Genomic DNA, 19,492 nt, shown 5'->3' on the forward strand with positions numbered 1-19,492 from the left:
ATGCCTCGAATCAACCTCCTCGCCCACCATGGCGTCGTTGAACCCTACACCCTTCGCGGCTCGCGATCCTGGGACGCCCCCGCGAAGCCGGCGTTCAACCGGGTCGCCTTCTCGGCGGCGCACGTCGTGGCCGACGCCCGGAGCGCCGCGGATCCCTGGGTCGAGGCCGCCGTGGACTGGGACGCCACGCTGCGGTACCGCGAGCACCTGCTGTCCCTCGGCCTGGGCGTGGCCGAGGCCATGGACACGGCCCAGCGCGGCATGGGGCTCGACTGGCCGACGGCCCTGGGGCTGATCGAGAAGACCGTCGCGATGGCCCGAGGCAAGCCCGGCGCGCTGGTGGCCTCGGGCGTGGGGACCGACCAACTTCCCCCCCGGCCGGGGCTGACGACGGCCGACGTCATCGCCGCCTACGAGGAACAAGCCGAGGCCGTGGAGGCCGTCGGCGGGCGGATCATCCTCATGGCCAGCCGCGCGTTGGCCGCCTCGGCTCGCTCGCCCGAGGATTACGAGCACGTCTACGGCGCGATCCTGGGGAGCGTCCGCGAGCCGGTCATCCTCCACTGGCTCGGCCCCATGTTCGACCCCGCCCTCGCGGGCTACTGGGGCCATGACGACCTGGACGCGGCGATGGACGTCTGCCTCCGCGTGATCGCCGCCCACGCCGCCAAGGTCGACGGCATCAAGATTTCCCTCCTCGACAAGGAGAAGGAGATCGCGATGCGTCGCCGCTTGCCGGAAGGCGTGAAGATGTACACGGGCGACGATTTCCACTACCCCGAGCTGATCGAGGGGGACGACCTCGGATATTCCCACGCCCTGCTGGGGATCTTCGACGCGATCGCCCCGGCGGCCTCGGCGGCGCTCCAGGCATTGGGGGCGGGGGACGAGGCCGAGTACCGCCGGATCCTGGCGCCGACGGTCCCGCTCTCGCGCCACGTCTTCGCGGCGCCGACGCGGTTCTACAAGTCGGGAGTGGTCTTCCTGGCGTGGCTCAACGGCTGGCAGGACCACTTCGTCATGGTCGGCGGCCAGCAAAGCGCCCGGAGCGCCCGGCATTACTGCGAGCTGTTCCGCCTGGCCGACGCGGCGGGACTGCTGGACGACCCCGACCGCGCCGTCGCCCGGATGCGGGCGCTCCTGACGGTTCAGGGGATCGACGCATGATCGAACGAGGTCGTCCCGATCCGTCGCTCCTTTCGATCAACACGGCGACGCTCCGCGGCCAGTGGGGCCTGCGCGAGATCCTCGACGGCTGCGCCCGCCACGGCATCCGGGGCGTCTCCCCGTGGCGCGACCAGGTACACGCGATGGGGCTGGGCGAGGCGGCGGCGAAGGTCCGCGAGCACGGCTTCACCGTCACCGGCTACTGCCGCGGCGGCATGTTCCCCGGCGCGACAGAAGCCGAGCGCCTCGCCGCCCGCGACGACAACCGCCGCGCCGTCGACGAGGCGTTGACGCTCGGCTCGCAATGCCTGGTCCTGGTCGTCGGCGGCCTGCCGAAAGGGTCGAAGGACATCGCCGGGGCACGGTCCCAGGCCCGCGACGGCATCGGCGAGCTGCTCGATTACTCCCGCCCCGCCGGCATGCCCCTGGCGATCGAGCCGCTGCACCCGATGTACGCCGCCGACCGGGCGTGCGTCAACACCACGGCCCACGCCAACGACCTGTGTGACGAGATGGGCGACGACGGGCTCGGCGTCGCGCTCGACGTCTACCACGTCTGGTGGGACCCGGAGATCCATCGCCAGATCGCCCGCGCCGGCGCGAGGCGTCTCCTCGCCTTCCACGTCTGCGACTGGCTCGTCCCGACCCGCGACATCCTCCTCGATCGCGGCATGATGGGCGACGGCGTCATCGACATCGCCGGCCTCCGCGCCGCCGTCGAGGCCCAGGGCTATCGCGGCTTCCACGAGGTCGAGATCTTCTCGGCCGAGGACTGGTGGAAGCGACCGCCCGACGAGGTCCTCGCGACCTGCGTCGAGCGGCATCGGACGTGTTGTTGAGCTTGGATATTTAGATGCCGCTGTGCATCCTCGGCCCCGGCGACTGCGCGGCCAGGATGGCGGCCTCCGCCTCCAGCAGCTCGGCCCAGCGCGCGTCCACGACGTCCGGCGGCAGGACGTGGCCGGCGAGCATCAGGAAGACGCGATAGTGGCCCAGCTCCGACGAGCCCAGGCGGTTGTAGAACCGCGCCAGTTCGCGGTCGGTCGTCGTCGTGGCGCGGGCCAGGGCGAGGAAGCGCTCGCACGAGCGGGCCTCGATCAGGGCCGAGATCAGCAGCCGATCGACCAGCTCCTCATTGCCTCGCCCCTTGCGGACGTGCTGGCGCAGGGCGTTGGCGTAGGGGTTGCGGTGCGTCCGCTCCAGCCGGCCGCCGCGACGCCCCATCAGCCGGAGCACGGAGCTGAGGTGCGCCGCCTCGTCGTGGGCCACCGAGGCGAGCGTGGTCGTCCAGACGTCGGGCGGGGCGGGCTCGGGCCAGCGGTTCAGCAGCTCCAGCGCGTTGGCCGCGGCCTTCTTCTCCAGATAGGCGTGGTCGTTGAGGAGCGCCAGCGGCTCGCGGAGCGCCCGGACCGCCCAGGCGTCGGGCGTTCGCGAGAGCAGCGGCAGATCCTCGACCGACTCGACCAGGCTCATCGTGCCGGTCCTCCCAGGAATTCGCATGGATGGGCGCGGGGCGAAAGGCCCGCGACGTTCCCGCATCCCCCCCAGATATACACGGTTGGGCGTCCGGGGCCGGGAAAACGGCTTTGCGGTGCAAAGTTTTCTCGGCAGCCATGTAGACACGGCGGGGGTGAATGTCCACAATAGCACCGGGCGCGGGGAGTTGGGAGGATGGGCCCCTCCGGGGCCGGCTCGCGAGGCGGGTCGGCTTCATGGAGGAAGGCCCGCGCCGGGGCCCGCGCGAGATCACCACACCTTCATGACGAGCGGTTCACGAACCTTGTCCGCACACTCGCTCGATGAGCATCTCGACGCGCATCGGCGTCGGGTGGAAGACGCGCTGGCGGCGGCCCTGCCGGACGCCGAGCCGGCCGCGGGGTGTCCCGAGCGGTTGGCGTCGGCGATGCGGTACAGCGTGCTGGGGGGGGGGAAGCGGCTGCGGCCGGTCCTCTGCCTGATGGCGGCCGAGGCCTGCGGCGCGGGCTGGTCCGACGCGATGGCCCCGGCGGTCGCGCTGGAGCTGGTCCACGCCTACTCGCTGATCCACGACGACCTGCCCGCGATGGACGACGACGACCTGCGTCGCGGCCGCCCCACCTGCCACAAGGCCTTCGACGAGGCGACGGCGATCCTGGCCGGGGACGGCCTGCTGACGCTGGCGTTCGGGCTGGTGGCCGGCGGGGTGAAGCCGGCGGAGTCGGCCGTGGAATGCGTCCGGCTGCTGGCCGAGGCGGCCGGCCCCTCGGGGATGGTCGGGGGCCAGATGGCCGACCTCCAGGCCGAGGAACGCTCGGCCGAGGGGGCGGACGGCTCCGCGGCCGAGCTCGAGGCGATCCACCGCCGGAAGACCGGCGCGCTCCTGCGGGCACCGCTGGAGATGGGGGCGGTGGTGGCCGGCGCGCCGGCCGAGGAACGCCGGGCGCTGGCGGCCTACGGCCGCGCGGTGGGCCTGGCGTTCCAGATCGTCGACGACCTGCTGGACGTGGTCGGCGAGGAGGCGAAGCTGGGCAAGCGGGTCGGCAAGGACTCGGGCCACGGCAAGTGGACGTACCCGCGGTTCCTGGGCGTGGAGGGGAGCCGGGCCAGGGCCCGGCGGTCGGCGGACGAGGCGGTCGCCGCCCTGGCCCCGCTGGGCGGTCGCGGCGATCGGCTCCGCGAGCTGGCCCTGGCTCTTTTGGAGAGGGAGTATTGATGCTCAGCCCGGATACCATCCTGTCCCGGATCGCCTCGCCGGCGGACCTCAAGGAGCTTTCCGACGAGGAGTTGGGGCGGCTCGCCGGCGAGATGCGCTCCGCGCTGATCGACGTGGTCGGGCGGCGCGCGGCGCACTTCGCCAGCAACCTGGGCGTCGTCGAGCTGGCGCTGGCGCTGCACCTGACGTTCGACTTCGCCCGCGACCGCCTGATCTGGGACACCGGCCACCAGATCTACCCGCACAAGCTGATCACCGGCCGCGCCGCCGAGCTGCACACGATCCGGACCAAGGGGGGCCTGATGGGCTACCCCAACCCGGAGGAGAGCCCCTACGACCTGTTCATGACCGGCCACGCCGGCTGCGCCCCCTCCACGGCCCTGGGCCTGAAGCTGGGCGACGAGCTGTCCGGCCGGGCCGACGCCCACTCCGTCGCGGTGATCGGCGACGGCGCGTTCCCCTCCGGCATCGTCTTCGAGGCCCTGAACCACGCCGGCGGCTCGGAGAGCAAGCTGCTGGTCATCCTCAACGACAACAAGATGTCGATCTGCCCCCCCGTCGGCGGCTTCGCCAACGCGCTGGACCGGGCGCGGATGTCCACGACGTATCACGACTGGAACAAGCGGCTCAAGTCGCTCCTGCCGACGATCCCGCTGGTGGGCGAGACGGCCGAGCGCTGGCTCCAGCAGTTCAAGGACGCCATCAAGGCGACGTTCCAGCACGGCATGCTGTTCGAGGAGCTGGGCTTCACCTACCTCGGCCCGATCGACGGCCACGACCTGATGGGGCTGCGGTCGTACCTGGAGCGGGTCAAGGAGATGCGCGGGCCGGTCCTGCTGCACGTCCTGACCAACAAGGGGCACGGCTTCGAGCCGGCCGTGAAGGACCCGGTGCGGTTCCACGCGCCGGCCCCCTTCCGCAGGGCCGAGGAGGGGATCGTCCCGCTGAAGGTCTCCTCGCGGGAGACCTACACCGACGCCTTCTCCGCCGCGCTGTACGACGCCTGCGCCCGCGACCCCAAGGTGGCGGTGCTGACGGCGGCGATGTGCGAGGGGAACAAGCTCCAGAAGGTCCGCGAGGGCTTCCCGAGGCAGTTCTTCGACGTCGGCATCTGCGAGAGCCACGCCGTGGCGCTGGCCGGGGGGATGGCCAAGGCCGGCGCGCGGCCGGTGGTCGACATCTACAGCACGTTCCTCCAGCGCGCCTACGACCAGATCTTCCAGGAGGTCTCGCTCCAGAACCTGCCGGTGGTCTTCTGCCTCGACCGCGCCGGTCTCGTCGGGGCCGACGGGCCCACGCACCACGGCAGCTACGACCTGGCCTACATGCGGATCTTCCCCAACATGGTCGTCATGGCGCCGGGCGACAGCCGAGACGTCGGGCCGATGCTGGATTTCGCCCTGGGCCACGACGCGCCGGTCTCCATCCGATACCCCCGCGCCAACCTGGAGGCGGTCGAGCGCGACCCCCAGCCGATCGAGCTGGGCCAGGCCGAGGTGATCGAGTGGGAGACGGACGGCATGTTCATCGCCTGCGGGGCGATGCTGGGCGCCTGCGTCCGGGCCGCCGGGGTGCTGCGCGAGCGCCACGGGCTGAACGTGGGGGTGGTCAACGCGCGGTTCGTCAAGCCGCTGGACCGCGCGACGATCGGCAAGGCCATCGAGGAGGCGGCGTTCGTCCTGACGGTGGAGGAGGGGTGCCTCAACGGAGGCTTCGGCTCCGCCGTGCTGGAGGCGGCCAACGACGCCGGCCTGCCGACCCACCACGTCCGCCGGATCGGCCTGCCCGACCGCTTCGTGCTCCACGCCGAGCGCGACGAGCAGCTCGCGGAGGTGGGCCTCGACGTCGACGGCCTGGTCGCCTCGGCGCTGGAACTGGCCCGATCCGTCGGGCTGGACGTCGCCGACCTCGGCCCGGCCCCGGCGAACGGCAGGGCCCACGCCGGCGCCAACGGCTCCACGGTCGCCGCCGCGGCCCCCTCCGAGCCGTGATCGGCATGGGCCCCCCACGGCTGGTGGTCCTCGGGAACGGCTCCCGACAGATGGCCCGCGCCTACGTCGACCGGGTGGTCGAGGTGGTGCGGACCGTCCCGGGGGTCGACCTGGTCGGCGTCGACCTCTCGCCGGACTCGGACCTCACGGCGTGCCCGGCCGACGTGGCGGTGGTCGTCGGCGGCGACGGGACGGTGCTGCACACCGTCCGCCGCATGGACGGCCATCCCACGCCGATCATCGGCGTCAACGCCGGCCGCCTCGGCTTCCTGGCCGACCTGACCGTCGAGACGTTCGTCGAGCGCCTCCCCGACCTGACGGTGCGGCGCTACACGATCGAGAAGCTGATGACGATGTCGGTCACCGTCGCCACCCCGCGCGGACCGACGCGCGTCTTCCGCGCCCTGAACGACGCGGTCCTCCGCGCCTCGCCCTATTTCCGGATGGTGGAGATCGGCCTGTCGATCGACGGCGAGAGCGTGATGAGCTACCGCGGCGACGGCCTGATCGTGGCGACCCCCGTCGGCTCGACGGCGCACAGCCTCTCGGCCGGCGGGCCGATCCTGCCGCCTTCGGCCCACATGTTCGTCGTCACGCCGATCTGCGCCCACTCGCTGACCCAGCGCCCGCTGGTCGACGGCGGCCACAAGACGTATGAACTGACCCCGCACGGCGAGGGGATCGCCACGGTCCTCGTCGTCGACGGCCAGATCCAGATCCCGCTCCAGGAGGGGGACCGCGTGACGATCCGCCGGGGCGACCCCCCGTTCCCCATCGTCCGCCTCCCCGGCTACAGCTTCTACGACACCCTCCGCGCCAAGCTCGGCTGGGGTGCCTACCCCGCCGGGGACCGCGGCCCGAGCACCTGAACCCCGACGCCGAAGTTGGCTTCGTTCGCGCCGGGGCGACGGCTGGTGGTTTGACGCAAGTCATTGCATGTCAGTGGCTTGCGGTGCTGGGCGGTTGGCTTCGTTCGTCGTTTTCGAAGCGGTTTTTCGCGTTTCGCCCGGCCCATCGAGCGTGCGAAGAGCTTTGCCCCTTCGGGGACTGGGACGGCTCGCGATCCGCGCGGTCGAGTCACAGCCCCGAGGCGCCCTGCACCGAACCGCCCCGCGCCGAGGTTTGGGTTCGTTCGTCGCGGAGAGTCAGATTGGCGATCGACGCAAAGACTGTTAATTCAAGCACTTGAAGCCGAATCGCGTTGGCTTCGTTCGTCGAATTTGAAGTGGTGCCGCGCCCCATGTCAAGTCGATCGGGCGTGGGACGCGCGTCCCCTCTCCCGGCGCAGGATTATTCGTTCACGACGCAACTCGCCGGATCCCGAGCAGGCCCATGACGGCGTTCACGATCAGCTTGGGCCCGATCCAGACGACGACCCGCTTCGGGGTCCGCACTCAGTGCGGCAGCATCGACACCCCCTGGCGGCTCGTCAGGTCGCCGAAGTGCCGCTCGATCAGCGCGCGCTCGGCGTACAGCGACCGCCCGTAGGGGGTCTCGAGCAGCTCCAGGCCGCGCAGCCGCGCCTCGCTCTGGTCATGGTGGCCCAGTCCCGCCCCCCGGCGCTTCTTCGGCGCGATCAGCTGGTGGCCGCGCTCCATGGCGGCGTCGTACAGCGCGTTGCAGTCGAAGATCGAGTCCCCCAGGACGTAGCCGAAGCCGTCCAGGCGGGCCAACAGGCCGCGGGCCACGGTCGACTCGGACTCGTTCGCCGGGCGGACGGACCAGGCGAGCGGGGCCGGGGCGGAGCCCCAGAGGGCGTGCGGCTTGTAGCCGCGGTACCAGCCGCCGGCGCCGCGGCCGGTGCGCGCCGAGCGATCCTTGCCGAAGCCGCCGACGCGCAAGGGCAGGCCGTCGACGACCTTGAGGAGCCCCTGGCGGAACGCCCGTCGCGCCGGGCCGGGGCCGCCCGGCGCCGGCGAGCCGCCGCCGAGGCGTTCGAGCATCAGGGCCAGGACCCAGAGGAAGGCCGGCGAGCGCAGCCGCCGGCTCATCGTCGGCTGGGAAGGGAGCCGGACCGGCCTCGGGTCGGCCGGCCAGTTGCGCGGCCGGCAGGCCCAGTAGACGGGCCGGTCGTGGACCACGGCCCACATGTAGACCAGGAGGATCCAGCGGTCGGAATAGCGGACGCCCGGGTGCTCGATCTTGGAGCAGACGTCGACGGCCAGGGCGCGGATGTAGAGCCAGGTCTGGCGTTCCATGGGATCACCTCCGGCGGGCCGGAGGGCGCCCCGCCGGAGGGATGGATCCGCAAATCCCGTGACCGTCCGGGGCCCGAGGACCCACGAATAATCCTGCCCCGGGAGAGGGTGGCCCGAAGGGCCGGGTGAGGGTCGTCGGACGGTAGAGCTAGCGGCGGTTCATGGCATCCCGCCCCGATGGCGACTCCGCGCTCCGGCGACCCTCACCCGCCGCTGGCGCGGCTGCCCTCTCCCGGGGGGAGAGGGGACGGGATTAGGCCGGCGGGGTCCCTCCAACGATGCGTCCCATGTCGTCACGGGAGCGTCCTCCCGTCGCTTGTACCGAATTCGGGATGTCAAAGAGCGCGATCATCGAACATCCGTATGCTCCGCGGCGCGGGGGCGGTGGTTTCAGGTTTCCGGAAAATTTTGGCGAAGGCTCGCCGGGGTCCGCCGGCCGCGCTTGAAGCGAGGGCGGGGCGGCGTCTACGATGGGGGCGGATCAACGCCGGTCGAGGGCCCGTCATGTTCGTCGTCATCGCCAACATCCAGGTCAAGCCGGAGCACGTCGAGGCGTTCCGCGCGGCCTGCGTCGAGAATTCCCGCGGCAGCCTCCGGGAGCCGGACTGCCTCCGATTCGACGTCCTCCAGCAGCAGGACGACCCGACGCGGTTCTCGCTGTACGAGGTCTACCGCGGCGCCGAGGGGTTCGCCGCGCACAAGCAGACGCCGCACTACGCCGCCTGGGCGGAGAAGGCCGCCGCGATGCAGGCCGCGCCGAGGGCCTCGGCCAAGTACGCCAAGATCCACCCCCAGGACGCGCCATGACCTTCGAGTTCGCCACCGCCGGCCGCGTCGTCTTCGGATGGGGGACCTTCGGCCAGGTCCCCGACCTGGCCCGGCCTTTCGGATCGAAGGCGCTGGTCGTCCTCGGCCGCGAGGGGCGCCGGGGGGACGAGTTGGCGGAACGCCTGGCCGCCGCCGGCATGCGGAGCGTCCCGTTCCGCGTCGACGGCGAGCCCAAGGTGGCGACCGTGGAGTCGGCCGTCCGCCTGGCGCGGGCGGAGGGCTGCGACCTGGTGATCGGCGTTGGCGGCGGCAGCGTGATCGACGCCGCCAAGGCGGCCGCGGGGATGGCCACGCAGGCCGGCGGCTTGCTGGAACACCTGGAAGTGGTCGGCGAGGGGAAGCCGCTCGTCGCCGACCCCCTCCCGTTCATCGCCGTCCCGACAACGGCCGGGACCGGCGCCGAGGTGACGCGCAACGCCGTGCTCGACGTCCCAGATAAGCGCGTGAAGGTCAGCCTGCGCAGCCCCGCGCTCCTGCCGAGGGTCGCGGTGATCGACCCGGAATTGACGCTCTCCATGCCCCCTCGCGTCACCGCCTACACCGGCATGGACGCGCTGACGCAGCTCATCGAGCCGTTCGTGAGCAACGCCTCCAACCCGATCGTCGACGGCCTCTGCCGCGAGGGGATCGCCCGCGCGGCGCGGTCGCTGCGGGCGGCCTTCCGCGACGGCTCCGACCGCGCCGCCCGCGAGGACATGGCGACGGCCTCGCTCCTGGGGGGCCTGGCTCTGGCGAACGCCAGGCTCGGCGCGGTCCACGGCTTCGCGGGGGTGCTGGGGGGGACCTACGGCCTCCCCCACGGCGCCATCTGCGCGCGGCTCCTCCCGTTCGTCATGACCGCGAACATCGCCGCGCTGGAGGCCCGATCGGCCGACGAGCCGGCGCTGGTCCGCTACCGAGCCGTCGCCCGGATCGTCACCGGCCAGCCGGCCGCGACCGCGATGGACGGCGTCCAGTGGGTCGCGCGGCTCTGCGACGACCTGGAGATCCCGCCGCTCGCCATCGACCACTCGCCGGCCGCCCTCGACGCCGTGGTCGCCGGGGCGAGGCGCGCCAGCAGCATGAAGGGGAACCCCGTCGAACTCCCCGACGACGTGCTGCGCCAGATCTTGCGCGGCTCGTCGGCCGTCCGAGAGGTTATCGGGTGAGGTAAGTGCTAGCGCTCCATCCTGGCCCTCGTGACGGACTCCACCCTCTCAGGACGGCTTCGGGTCGAAGTACAGTACGAAACAGAGGTACTGATTCAGGTCCACGCCCTCGGCATGCAGCTGAGCCAATACCGGCCATTGAAGCGCTTCCTTGGTGAAGTCCGTCCGTCCTCTTAGAGCGGTGAACTGCGCGAGCACTTCGCTGGCGCTGCGGGCGACATAGCTCTCCCACGGTTCCTCCGGGAGCCGGTCGCCGCTGTCGACAGAGAGCCAGTACAACTCGCAGGTCCAGGCCGGGACGCGGAACTGGGCCTGGCCGCCGCGGTTGGCCAGCCCGCACGCGGCGGCGGCCTTGATCGCCTCCTCCACCGCCGCCATGGGCCAAGCGTACTCGGCTCCCCGGAGCGAGGCACGGCTCAGGACGGCGGCCGGAAGTCGATGCTCGCACATGGCGCCTGGCCCTGCTAAACCGCAATTCGAGACCATTTGCACTGTCAGGATTCGCGTTGCCTTGGGGATTTTAGTGCCTGATCTCCATTCGGGATAGCCGCTCGGGCGTCGCGGAATCCGGGGCGATCGGCCTTGACCGTTTCCCCGATTCAAGCCTCACGCCCCGTCGATCCGATCTAACGCCTACGCCGCGAGGCCTCGGTGGGACTCCGCCCGCCGCGACATCAGGCACGGATCGGGAGGTGGACGTTGGCGACCGACAGGCGCTGGATCGGGGCGGAAGTCGCGACGGTCGCCCTCGTCGCGGCATGCCTCGCCGGGACGCTCAACCTGGTTATCTCCGTCCACCGCAAGGCCTTGCAGCCCCCGAAGGTGGCGAGCGTCGTCCCGCCGGCTCCCCCCGAGCCGGCCCCGACGCCCGAGCCCGAGCCCGAGCCGGCGCCCGTGCAAGTCGTCGAGCAGCCCCGGCCCGCGCCGTCGCCCCCGCCCGAGCCGGCGGAGGACCCGACGCCGAAGGTCCTGGCGGGGATCGCCGAGGCGACCGCCGCCGAGCGGGCCGAGGCCGATCGCCTCGACCGCGAGGCGGCCGGGCTGGAGCAGGGGAGCAAGGTCGCCGCGGCCGGGGCCGAATCGTGGCGAAGGCGGGAGATGCTGGTGAAGCAGCAACTCGCCGCGCTGGACGACAAGGCCCGCGAGACGGCTCGCGAGGTCGACGCCCACGCCGCCCGTCGCGACGTGCTGGAGCGCGAGCGAGACGCCCTGAAGGCGGCCGTCGCCGCCGCGCCGGGGGAGGGGAGCTACGCGGTGCTGCCGTACCAGGGCGAGAACGGCACCTGGCGGCGGCCGATCGTGATCGAATGCACGGCCGGGCAGGTGACCATGCGCCCGAATGGCCCGTCGTTCACGATGCTGGAGCTGTCCGGCCTGGCGAACCCGCGGTCGAGCCCCGTCGTGGTGGCGATCGCCCGCGAGCTGCTGAAGGTCCAGAATTCGGGTTCGCCCGACGGCTCGCCGGTCACGCCCTACTTCGTCTTCCTCGTCCGCCCCGACGGCGTCCGATCGTACTACGAACTCCGCGCCCGGCTGGAGCCGCTGGGGATCGCCTTCGGCTACGAGCTGGTCGACGCCGACATGGAGGTCCACGTCCCGGACTACGACAACCTCGCCGCGTGGGACGGGACGCCGACGCTGGACGCCCCCCCGTCCGGCCTGGCCGGCGGCGGGCCGGACGGCCGCGGCGCGGGGGGAGGGGCGGGCTCGCTGGCCGGCGGCGGGCTCGCCTGGCCGGGGGCCGGGGGCGGCGGGACCGGGACAGGCTCCCGGCCGCGCCTGGACTCCGGGGCCTTCGACCTGGCTCGCGGCCGAGGGGCGGGGGAGGGCGCCGGCCCCGGTGGCGACGGCGCCGGCGACGGCCCCGACGCGTTCGTCTGGCCGTCGCGACGCTCCGGCGCGGGGCGCGGCGGGGCGCTTGAAGGGCTCGACGACGCCGAATCGGTCGAGCCGGGCGCGGACGAGCCGGGGACGCGCGGGGCGATGGCGGGCGGGGAGCCGTCGTCCAGGCCCGACGTGAACCGCGGCGGGCGGCCGGGCGGCGGCATCAAGCCGCCGGCCCGCGACGCCGGCCGGCCCGACTTCGCCCGACGCGGCGAGGGGACCGGCCTCGACCGGCCGGGTGCCGGGCGCAACGCGACGGCCTCGCGCGACGCCGCCGAGCCCGGCGGCGGCCTGATGTGGGGCGACTCGGCCCCGCCGGGGGTCTCGCCGAGCGTCGTCCGCGGCTATCGCGGCGGGCGGCTGGCGAACGCCGGGGCGGCGGAAACGCCATCGACCGGCCCGTCGTCCGAAGCCGCCGGGGAACCCCCGCGCGAGCTGTCGCTCGGCGACGCCATCGGCGACGCGCTGGAGGCGTCGGGATCCGGCATGAAGCCGTCGGTCGGTGCTTCGGGATCGGGCATGTCGCCGCCGGCGGGTGCTTCGGGGTCGGAGATGACGCCGCCGCCGGGGTTGTTGGGATCGGGCATGAAGCCGCCGGAGGGCGCGTTGGGATCGGGGATGAAGCCGCCGGCCATCGCGCCCGGCGTGGCGGGGGGGCTCGCGCGGCTCGCGCTGGGGATGGGGGCGTCGGGGGGAGGGCAGCCCGGCCCCGGCCTGATGCTCGGTGGGGCCGCCGAACCGGCGAAGGGGGGGGGCGGCTCGGGCGGGTCGGCGTCGGATGGCGGCGAGGCGGGGATGGGGCCGCTGATCCCGGACCCGGACGGCGAGCGGCCGAAGAACGTCAGCGTGCCGTTCGAGATCGTCGTCGCCTGCGGCCGGGACGGCGTGACGATCCAGCCGGGGAGCCGGCGGATCACGACGCACGCGCTCAAGCACCGCCGCGACGAGGAGCTACTGGTCCGCAACCTGGAGGCCGAGGCCCGCCGCCGGGCGACGCTCGACCCGGCGCTCCGGCCGCGGCCTCGCGTGAAGTTCGTGGTTCAAGAGGACGGCGCGGCGAACTTCTGGGAGGCCCGCCGGCAGTTGCTGTTCTCCGGGCTCGACTGGCCCATGTCGCTCCAGGTGGCCGGGGCCCAGAACCCCAGGCTGCTCGACGAAGGGGGGATCTGGTGATGACCGACAACGCCCGCCAGGCCCTGGCGATCCCCGCGGTGCTCGCCGCCGTCGTCGCCCTCAACCTCCTGGTGAACCGCCCCCGCGCGCCCGAGCCCGCCCCTCCGGCGGCCGTCGAGGCCCCGCCCGAGACGCCGCCGGTCGCGAAGGTCGAGCCCGCGCCGGCTCCCGAACCGGAGCCGGAACCCGAGCCCCCGCCGGCCCCGACGCTGGACCGCGAGGCCGTGGCGAGGGCCGAGGCCGAGCGCGACGCCGCCGCCCGCGACCGCGCCCGCGCCGAGGCCCGCGTCGAGGACGCCCGGCGCGCCCTGGCGGCGACATCGACCCAGGCGGCGCTGGAGGCGGCGAAGGGGAAGCGGCTGGCGTTCCGGGTCCAGAACCCGAGCGTGCGGATCGCGCAGGCGTCCGCCAAGGGGGGCTTCCTCAAGGCCGAGAACGACAAGCTCGCGAAGGAGGTGGCCGACCTGCGGGCCCTGCCGCTCCCGAAGCCGACGCCGCTGCTGAACAAGAGCCCGGTCGCCCGCCCCGTCAACGCGGACGAGTACCACTTCGAGCTGCGCCGGAGCCGCATCGGCTACGTCGACCTGGAACGCCTGCTGGAGCTGGCCAAGGCCGACGCCCAGGTGAAGCTCCGCATGGCCGACCGGATGGGCGTGCTGTCGTCGCAGGTTGGGCCCGTCGGCTCGTACTCGCTGGCCTACGTCCTGGGCCGGGCGCCGACGGGGATCGAGGAGCTGTTGGAGCGCCACAGCATCCGGTTCGACCTCCGCGGCTGGGAGGTCGTCCCGACGTCGGAAGCCCGCGGCGAGACTTACGAAACGACCCGCAACCCGATCTCCGAATACGCCCGCGCCATCAACCGCCTGAACCCCGGCCGGGCCGTCGTGACGATGTGGGTCTACCCGGACAGCTTCCCCCTGTACCGCGTCCTCCGCGACGAGCTGACCGCCCGCGGCTACAGCGTCGCCGCCCGCCCGCTGCCCGAGGACATGACCATCCGCGGCAGCCCGATGGGATCGGTCTCGGCGACGCAGTGAGCCGGGGGAAACGGTCCTTGGTGTGATTGATATCGAGGTGCGCGGATGTCTGGTTCCCTCCCTTCTCCCCTCGTGGGAGAAGGTGGCCCGGAGGGCCGGATGAGGGGGAAGCCAGGCGAGACGGCCGTCGGGATCCCCGGCCGGTCAAATGGGCTTTCGAGGACTCCAACGGCCCTCGCGCTTGTCGTCCCCCTCATCACACCGCGCCGGGGGGTCATCCGGGATCGCGCCGCCGGTCGCCCCCCACATCCGGCCTTAGGCCACCTTCTCCCACGAGGGGAGAAGGGAGGCTTGTCGTCGCCTTCCTCGTTGCGTCGTCGGTCAGTCCCCCGACGCCTTCACGGTGGCGCGGCGGGTGTCCGGGGCGCCGTAGAGGCGGCCGGTGTCGGGGTCGACGACGATGGAGTTGGCGTTGCCCTGGCGGGAGACTGTCCGGACGCGATGGCCCATGTCGGTGAGCGCCTTGACGGTCTCCTCGGGCCAGGACTTGCCTTCCAGCGAGAGGACGTCCGGGAACCACTGGTGATGGGTCCGGGGCGCGTCGACGGCGGCCTGGGGGTCGAGGCCGAACTCCAGGACGTTGAGGACCACCCAGAGCGTCGTGTTGGGGATCGTCCGGCCGCCGGGGGAGCCGGCGACGAGGCGCACCTTGCCGTCCTTCAGCGCCAGCATCGGGCACTGCGAGGAGAGCATCCGCTTGCCCGGGGCCACCTGGTTCGGATAGGTCCCGATCGAGCCGGCGTCGTCGGTGCGGCCGGGGCGGACGTTGAAGTCGCCCATCTCGTTGTTGAGGATGAACCCGGCGCCCTTCACCACGGCCTTGGAGCCGTAGCTGTCCTCCAGCGTGTACGTCATCGCCACCGCGCCGCCGTTCGAGTCCATCACCGAGAAGTGCGTCGTGTGGTCGGGCTCGCTGGCGATGATCGGGAACGGCGCGAGGTCCGCGCTCGGCGTGGCGCGGGCGTCGTCGATGCCCTCCGCCAGCGCGTCGGCCGCGGCGCGCGAGGCCAGCTCGGCGACCGGCACGTCGACGTAATCGGGATCGCCGATCTTCGTCGCCCGGGTGAAGTAGGCCCGACGCATGGCCTCGGTCACGCGGTGCAACGTGCGGGGGGACGCGGGGCCGTCGGCCTTGAGGTCGTAGCGCTCCAGGATGTTGAGCATTTGGCAGAGGACGATGCCCCCCGACGACGGCGGGCCGATGCCGTAGATGTCGTGGCCGCGGAACGTCGAGTGGACGGCGGGCCGTTCCTTGGCGCGGTAGTCGGCCAGGTCCTTCTTGGTGATCTGGCCGCCGTTTTCGAGCATGTAGGCGGCGATGATGTCGGAGGTCTTGCCGGTATAGAACTCGTCGGGGCCGCCGGCGGCGATCCGTTCGAGCGTGTCGGCGAGGTCGGACTGGATGAGCCGCTCGCCCCCCTTCCACGGGGCGCCGCCGGGCTTGCCGAACGCGGCGACGGACTCGGGGAAGTCGGCCATGCGGTTGCCGAAGTCGGGCACGGCCGCGGGACCCCCCTCGCGGGGGCGGAGCTGGGCGTTGAGCGCGGCGGCCAGCTCGTCGGAGATCTCGAACCCCTCGCGGGCGAGCTTCACGGACGGGGCGACGAGGTCGCGCCAGGGGAGCGTCCCCCACTTCGCGTGCGCCAGTCCGAGCCCGCGAACGGTCCCGGGGACGCCGCCGGACCAGGCGCCGGCGCGGTGGCGGGGGAGGAGCTTGCCGGTGTCGTCCAGGTACATGCGGGGCGTGGCGGAGGCCGGCGCGGCCTCGCGGAAGTCGACCGTGACGACCTCCTTCGTGTCCGGCAGGTACGCAACGATGAAGCCGCCGCCGCCGATGTTGCCGGCCTCCGGCAGCGTCACGGCCATCGCGAACGCCGTGGCGATCGTCGCGTCGATCGCGTTGCCGCCGGCTCGCATTACGTCGCGGCCGACGTCCGCGGCGTTCGCCTCCTGCGCCGAGACGACGTGTTTCTCGAACCAGCCCCCCTGGCCCAGCGCCATTGTCGGCGCGACCAGCAGCGACAACACCACCACCGCCGCCAGCGCGGCCCGACCCCGGATCGTCTCTCGTCTCATCAGTCCGCCCGTCTCGCCGTTGAGGATGCGCCGCGAGGTTCGTCCGCGACGGTCCCATCCTAACCCCCCGGCGTCGCGGTCGACAGGGCGCGAGGGGCCAGGAGGGGCCCGCGATGGGTACCCTTAGAATCCCTCGGGAACGGTTTCCCCGTGCTTTACGCGGTCGGCCAGCACCCGTAACGCCAGCGCCCGGACGTTCGCGACGGCCTCGGTCGCCGTGGTGCCGTTGGCCAGGACGCCCGGCAAATCGGCGACTTCGGCCAGCCAGCGGCTGTCGTCCTCGCGTTCGACATCAATAGGCAATAGCATGGCGATCCGACCTCCGACACTCGCCCGAATTCTATGAATTCCTTAGCATCGACCCCGTCCCAACATCGACGTCTTTGCGACCGCATCCCGATCGATCCCGAGCCGGCGTTATGCGGGCGGCTGCCCCGTCGTCACTTCCCCTTCGCCAGGCCGCGGAGGATGTCCAGGCCGCGGCGGAGGGTGTCGTCGGAGGCGGCGTAGGAGATGCGGAAGTGGGTGTCTCGGCGGCTGAAGACGTTGCCGGGGATGACGAGGAGCTCGCGGCGGATGGCCTCGGCGCAGAACTCGGAGGCGGTGCCCCAGGGGGCCTTCGGGAAGGCGTAGAACGCGCCGTCGGGGCGGGCCAGCTCGTACAGGCCGTCCAGGGCCTCGATCACCATGTCGCGCTTGCGGCGGTAGGCGGCCACCTGGTCGGCGAAGTCGAGCGTCCCCCCGGCGATCGCGCGGGCGACGCCTTGCTGCAACGGCGTGGGGGCGCAGACGAAGGTGAACTGCTGGAGCTTGGCCATCTCCTGGATGATCCAGCTCGGCCCGTGCGCGAAGCCCAGCCGCCAGCCGGTCATGCCGAACGCCTTGCTGTAGCCGTCGACGACCAGCACGTCCTCGTTCCACTCGGCCGGCGAGTGGAAGGCCGCGTCGTGGACGAGCGAGCCGTACACCTCGTCGCTGATCAGCAGGATCCCGCGCTCCTTGCAGAGCGTCGCCAGCCCCTTCAACTCCTCCGCCGAGGCGACGACCCCGGTGGGGTTGTTGGGGCTGTTGACGACGATCGCCTTGGTCCGCGGCGTGATCGCGGCGGCGACCCTGGCCATGTCGAGGCGGAAGTCGGGGTAGGTGTCGACCACCACCGTCGTCCCCCCGGCGAGGGTCGTCTGGTGCTGGTACATGACGAAGTACGGGTCGAAGACGATGACCTCCTCGCCCGGGTTCACCGTCGCGGCGATGGCCAGCATCAGCGCCCCGGCGGTCCCGGAGGTGACGATCACCTCGCGGTCGGCGTGGCCGTAATGGGCGATGGAGCCGCGGATCGTCTCGCGCAGCTCGGGGAGGCCCATCGTCACGGAGTACTGGTTGCGGCCCGAGCGGATCGCCTCGCAGGCGGCGTCCTTGATGGCGTCGTCGACGTCGAAGTAGGGCATCCCGATCGACAGGTCGACGGGATTCTTCATCGCCCCGGCCATCTCGAAGGCCTTGCGGATCCCGGATGCGTCGATGCGCGACATCCGGTCGGCGATCCAGCGGTCGTTCACGGCGATTCCCCCCCCCCCCCGAGATTCTGTACTGTTGAACACATTCGGGATCGGCGACGACGCGCATCCCTTCTCCCCTCGTGGGAGAAGGAGGCCGAAGGCCGGTTGAGGGGGAATGCCCAGGCTCCCGGCCGCGCGCCCCCTCATCCGCCCCGTCGGGGCACCTTCTCCCACGGGGGGAGAAGGGATTGCGCTTGCCCGGTCGTCGGTCAGTAGGTGACGAGGCTGAAGACGTCGGAGCAGGTCCCGAGCTTCTCGCGGCCGCCTAGGAAGGAAAGCTCGATGACGAAGGCGCAGGCGACCAGCTCGGCGCCGGTGGACTTCACCAGGTCCCGGCAGGCGGCCATGGTGCCGCCGGTGGCCAGAACGTCGTCCACCAGCAGCACCTTCTTGCCGGGGGCGAGGGCGTCCGAGTGGACCTCCAGGCGGTCGTTGCCGTACTCCAGGGCGTACTCCTGGGCGATCGTCGCGTACGGCAGCTTGCCGGGCTTGCGGATCGGGACGAACCCCGCGCCGAGCCGCAGGGCCAGCGGGGCGCCGAAGATGAACCCCCGGGCCTCGGCGGCGGCGATGACCTCGATCCCCTTGCCCCGGTACTCGGCCTCGAGCTGGTCGATGCAGGCGGTGAACGCCGCGGGGTCGCCCAGCAGGGGGGTGATGTCCTTGAACAGGACGCCGGGCTTGGGGAAGTCCGGGATGTCCCGGATCCAGTTCCGAATGTCCACGGGGGCGGACGTCGCCATCGTATGCGTGCTCCAGGTCGTCGGGCGCCGGGCCGTCGGGGCGGGCGAGAGCCCTACTATGCGGCATCCCCCCCGCCGATGTCCAGCGCCCCGCGACGCCTCGACCTCGCGGGTCAGGGGGCGAAGGCGTCGATGTCGGCGGTGGTGGCGGAGGGGGGGAGGGGGAGCGGGACGGCCTCGCCGGGGGCGGCGCCTTCGAAGTCGGGGGCCGGCTGGCCGATGAGGCCGCCGGTGAGGTCGTGGGGGACGGGGATCTTCATGCCGCTGAACTCGGTGCTCTTGCGGATCGACCCGCTCTGGATCGGGCCGCCCCCCATGACGTAGACGTCCTTGGCGTTGGACTTCGACTGCGACGTGCCGGAGGTCCAGACGAGCTGGCCGCTGGCGCGGTCGTAGGCGAACAGGGCCATCTTCACCACCCCGTGCTGGTCGGTCCGCTTCGCCAGCGACATCTCCGGGATCGTCCCCGCGGGCATGCCGGGGATGACCATGGGGACGGTCGTCTGGGGGACGCCGATGAGCAGGTCGTACTGGTCGGTCCCGTAGGCGCCGACGCGGGCCTCGACGATCCACTGCGCCTGCTCGGGCTTGGCCCGCAGCAGCACCCCCTGCTGGAGCATCGCCTGCTTCAGGCTGGAGACCACGTAGCCCTGGTCGACGGCCGTGATGTGCTGCGTCTCCAGGTGGCAGGGGACGCCGGTGAGGGGGCGGAAGTCGATCCGGGAGAGGGCCTGGTCCCAGGCGTCGGTGAGCAGGAGCTGCTCGGTGCCGGTACGGGCGGTGTTGGTCGTCTTCACGGTGCCGCAGCCGGCGACCACGGCCGCGAGCGCCATGGCGAGGGCCAGGCGCGCGGGGCGGGGACCGACGGGGGGCCGGGCGGGGGCGTGGCGTGGGGGGGCGGTCGTCGTCATGGCGTCGTTCCACGGACTCGGTCGAGCCGGGCGGGCCCGGATGCGGCGGCGCCCGCCCCGGATCGCTCCGGGGCGGGCGCTCGAT

17 protein-coding genes are annotated in these 19,492 nt (G+C 72.3%); 9 read left to right on the top strand and 8 right to left on the bottom strand.

Annotation, left to right across the window (positions count from 1 at the left end; genetic code table 11):
- Together WG209_RS12795 and WG209_RS12800 are read left to right on the top strand one after the other, a co-directional pair.
- Positions 1-1,167: a dihydrodipicolinate synthase family protein gene (locus tag WG209_RS12795; protein WP_337175439.1), complete on the top strand. Its 1,167-nt coding sequence runs from the start codon at positions 1-3 to the stop codon at positions 1,165-1,167.
- On the top strand, positions 1,164-2,006 hold the full coding sequence (locus tag WG209_RS12800) for a sugar phosphate isomerase/epimerase family protein (RefSeq protein WP_337175440.1): 843 nt from the start codon (positions 1,164-1,166) through the stop codon (positions 2,004-2,006). Before WG209_RS12795 ends, WG209_RS12800 begins: the two co-directional genes overlap by 4 nt.
- A 10-nt stretch (positions 2,007-2,016) precedes the next feature.
- Here the strand turns inward: WG209_RS12800 and miaE are convergent, their stop codons facing one another.
- On the bottom strand, positions 2,017-2,640 hold the full coding sequence (gene miaE, locus WG209_RS12805; protein ID WP_337175441.1) for a tRNA isopentenyl-2-thiomethyl-A-37 hydroxylase MiaE: 624 nt from the start codon (positions 2,638-2,640) through the stop codon (positions 2,017-2,019).
- Between the two features lie 307 nt (positions 2,641-2,947).
- Here miaE and WG209_RS12810 point away from each other — a divergent pair, with 307 nt between their 5' ends.
- Genes WG209_RS12810 through WG209_RS12820 form a run of 3 tightly spaced genes read left to right on the top strand, consistent with a single transcriptional unit; the run spans position 2,948 to position 6,719 of the window.
- Complete coding sequence (locus WG209_RS12810; RefSeq protein WP_337175442.1) at positions 2,948-3,859, top strand: polyprenyl synthetase family protein; 912 nt, start codon at positions 2,948-2,950, stop codon at positions 3,857-3,859.
- Positions 3,859-5,850 (top strand): 1-deoxy-D-xylulose-5-phosphate synthase, encoded by a 1,992-nt coding sequence (dxs, locus tag WG209_RS12815; RefSeq protein WP_337175443.1) that lies wholly within the window; start codon positions 3,859-3,861, stop codon positions 5,848-5,850. The genes WG209_RS12810 and dxs overlap by 1 nt, the downstream gene beginning before the upstream one ends.
- Before the next feature lie 5 nt (positions 5,851-5,855).
- Positions 5,856-6,719: an NAD(+)/NADH kinase gene (locus WG209_RS12820; protein WP_337175444.1), complete on the top strand. Its 864-nt coding sequence runs from the start codon at positions 5,856-5,858 to the stop codon at positions 6,717-6,719.
- 525 nt (positions 6,720-7,244) lie between these two features.
- Here WG209_RS12820 and WG209_RS12825 read toward each other — a convergent pair.
- Positions 7,245-8,048 carry a transposase gene (locus WG209_RS12825; RefSeq protein WP_337175445.1) on the bottom strand — a complete coding sequence of 268 codons (804 nt, stop codon included), beginning with the start codon at positions 8,046-8,048 and terminating at the stop codon, positions 7,245-7,247.
- Between the two features lie 504 nt (positions 8,049-8,552).
- On the opposite strand from WG209_RS12825, the gene WG209_RS12830 reads away from it, so the two are divergent.
- Positions 8,553-8,855 carry an antibiotic biosynthesis monooxygenase gene (locus WG209_RS12830; RefSeq protein ID WP_337175446.1) on the top strand — a complete coding sequence of 101 codons (303 nt, stop codon included), beginning with the start codon at positions 8,553-8,555 and terminating at the stop codon, positions 8,853-8,855.
- Positions 8,852-10,024, top strand: coding sequence for an iron-containing alcohol dehydrogenase (locus WG209_RS12835; protein ID WP_337175447.1), 1,173 nt, complete (start codon positions 8,852-8,854; stop codon positions 10,022-10,024). The genes WG209_RS12830 and WG209_RS12835 overlap by 4 nt, the downstream gene beginning before the upstream one ends.
- 48 nt (positions 10,025-10,072) lie before the next feature.
- Here WG209_RS12835 and WG209_RS12840 read toward each other — a convergent pair whose 3' ends face one another.
- Entirely contained in the window at positions 10,073-10,402 is a 330-nt protein-coding gene (locus WG209_RS12840; RefSeq protein WP_337175448.1) for a hypothetical protein, read from the bottom strand.
- Between the two features lie 321 nt (positions 10,403-10,723).
- Between WG209_RS12840 and WG209_RS12845 the strand changes: the two genes are divergently transcribed.
- Together WG209_RS12845 and WG209_RS12850 are read left to right on the top strand one after the other, a co-directional pair.
- Positions 10,724-13,081 carry a hypothetical protein gene (locus WG209_RS12845; RefSeq protein ID WP_337175449.1) on the top strand — a complete coding sequence of 786 codons (2,358 nt, stop codon included), beginning with the start codon at positions 10,724-10,726 and terminating at the stop codon, positions 13,079-13,081.
- A complete protein-coding gene (locus WG209_RS12850) occupies positions 13,078-14,118 on the top strand; it encodes a hypothetical protein (RefSeq protein ID WP_337175450.1) in 1,041 nt (346 codons plus the stop codon). Before WG209_RS12845 ends, WG209_RS12850 begins: the two co-directional genes overlap by 4 nt.
- A 321-nt stretch (positions 14,119-14,439) precedes the next feature.
- Here WG209_RS12850 and ggt read toward each other — a convergent pair whose 3' ends face one another.
- The 5 genes from ggt to WG209_RS12875 all read right to left on the bottom strand — a co-directional run bounded on the left by ggt (position 14,440) and on the right by WG209_RS12875 (position 19,407).
- Positions 14,440-16,194 (bottom strand): gamma-glutamyltransferase, encoded by a 1,755-nt coding sequence (gene ggt / locus WG209_RS12855; RefSeq protein ID WP_337175451.1) that lies wholly within the window; start codon positions 16,192-16,194, stop codon positions 14,440-14,442.
- A 123-nt stretch (positions 16,195-16,317) separates the two neighbouring features.
- Positions 16,318-16,503 carry a type II toxin-antitoxin system HicB family antitoxin gene (locus WG209_RS12860; protein WP_337175452.1) on the bottom strand — a complete coding sequence of 62 codons (186 nt, stop codon included), beginning with the start codon at positions 16,501-16,503 and terminating at the stop codon, positions 16,318-16,320.
- A 131-nt stretch (positions 16,504-16,634) separates the two neighbouring features.
- Entirely contained in the window at positions 16,635-17,753 is a 1,119-nt protein-coding gene (locus WG209_RS12865; RefSeq protein ID WP_337175453.1) for an aminotransferase class I/II-fold pyridoxal phosphate-dependent enzyme, read from the bottom strand.
- Positions 17,754-17,962: 209 nt separating this feature from the next.
- Entirely contained in the window at positions 17,963-18,496 is a 534-nt protein-coding gene (locus WG209_RS12870; protein ID WP_337175454.1) for an adenine phosphoribosyltransferase, read from the bottom strand.
- Between the two features lie 113 nt (positions 18,497-18,609).
- Positions 18,610-19,407, bottom strand: a complete 798-nt coding sequence (locus tag WG209_RS12875) for a DUF6655 family protein (RefSeq protein ID WP_337175455.1) — start codon at positions 19,405-19,407, stop codon at positions 18,610-18,612.
- Positions 19,408-19,492 lie beyond the last annotated feature (85 nt).

The organism is Paludisphaera sp. (assembly GCF_037189885.1).
Taxonomy (GTDB): domain Bacteria; phylum Planctomycetota; class Planctomycetia; order Isosphaerales; family Isosphaeraceae; genus Paludisphaera.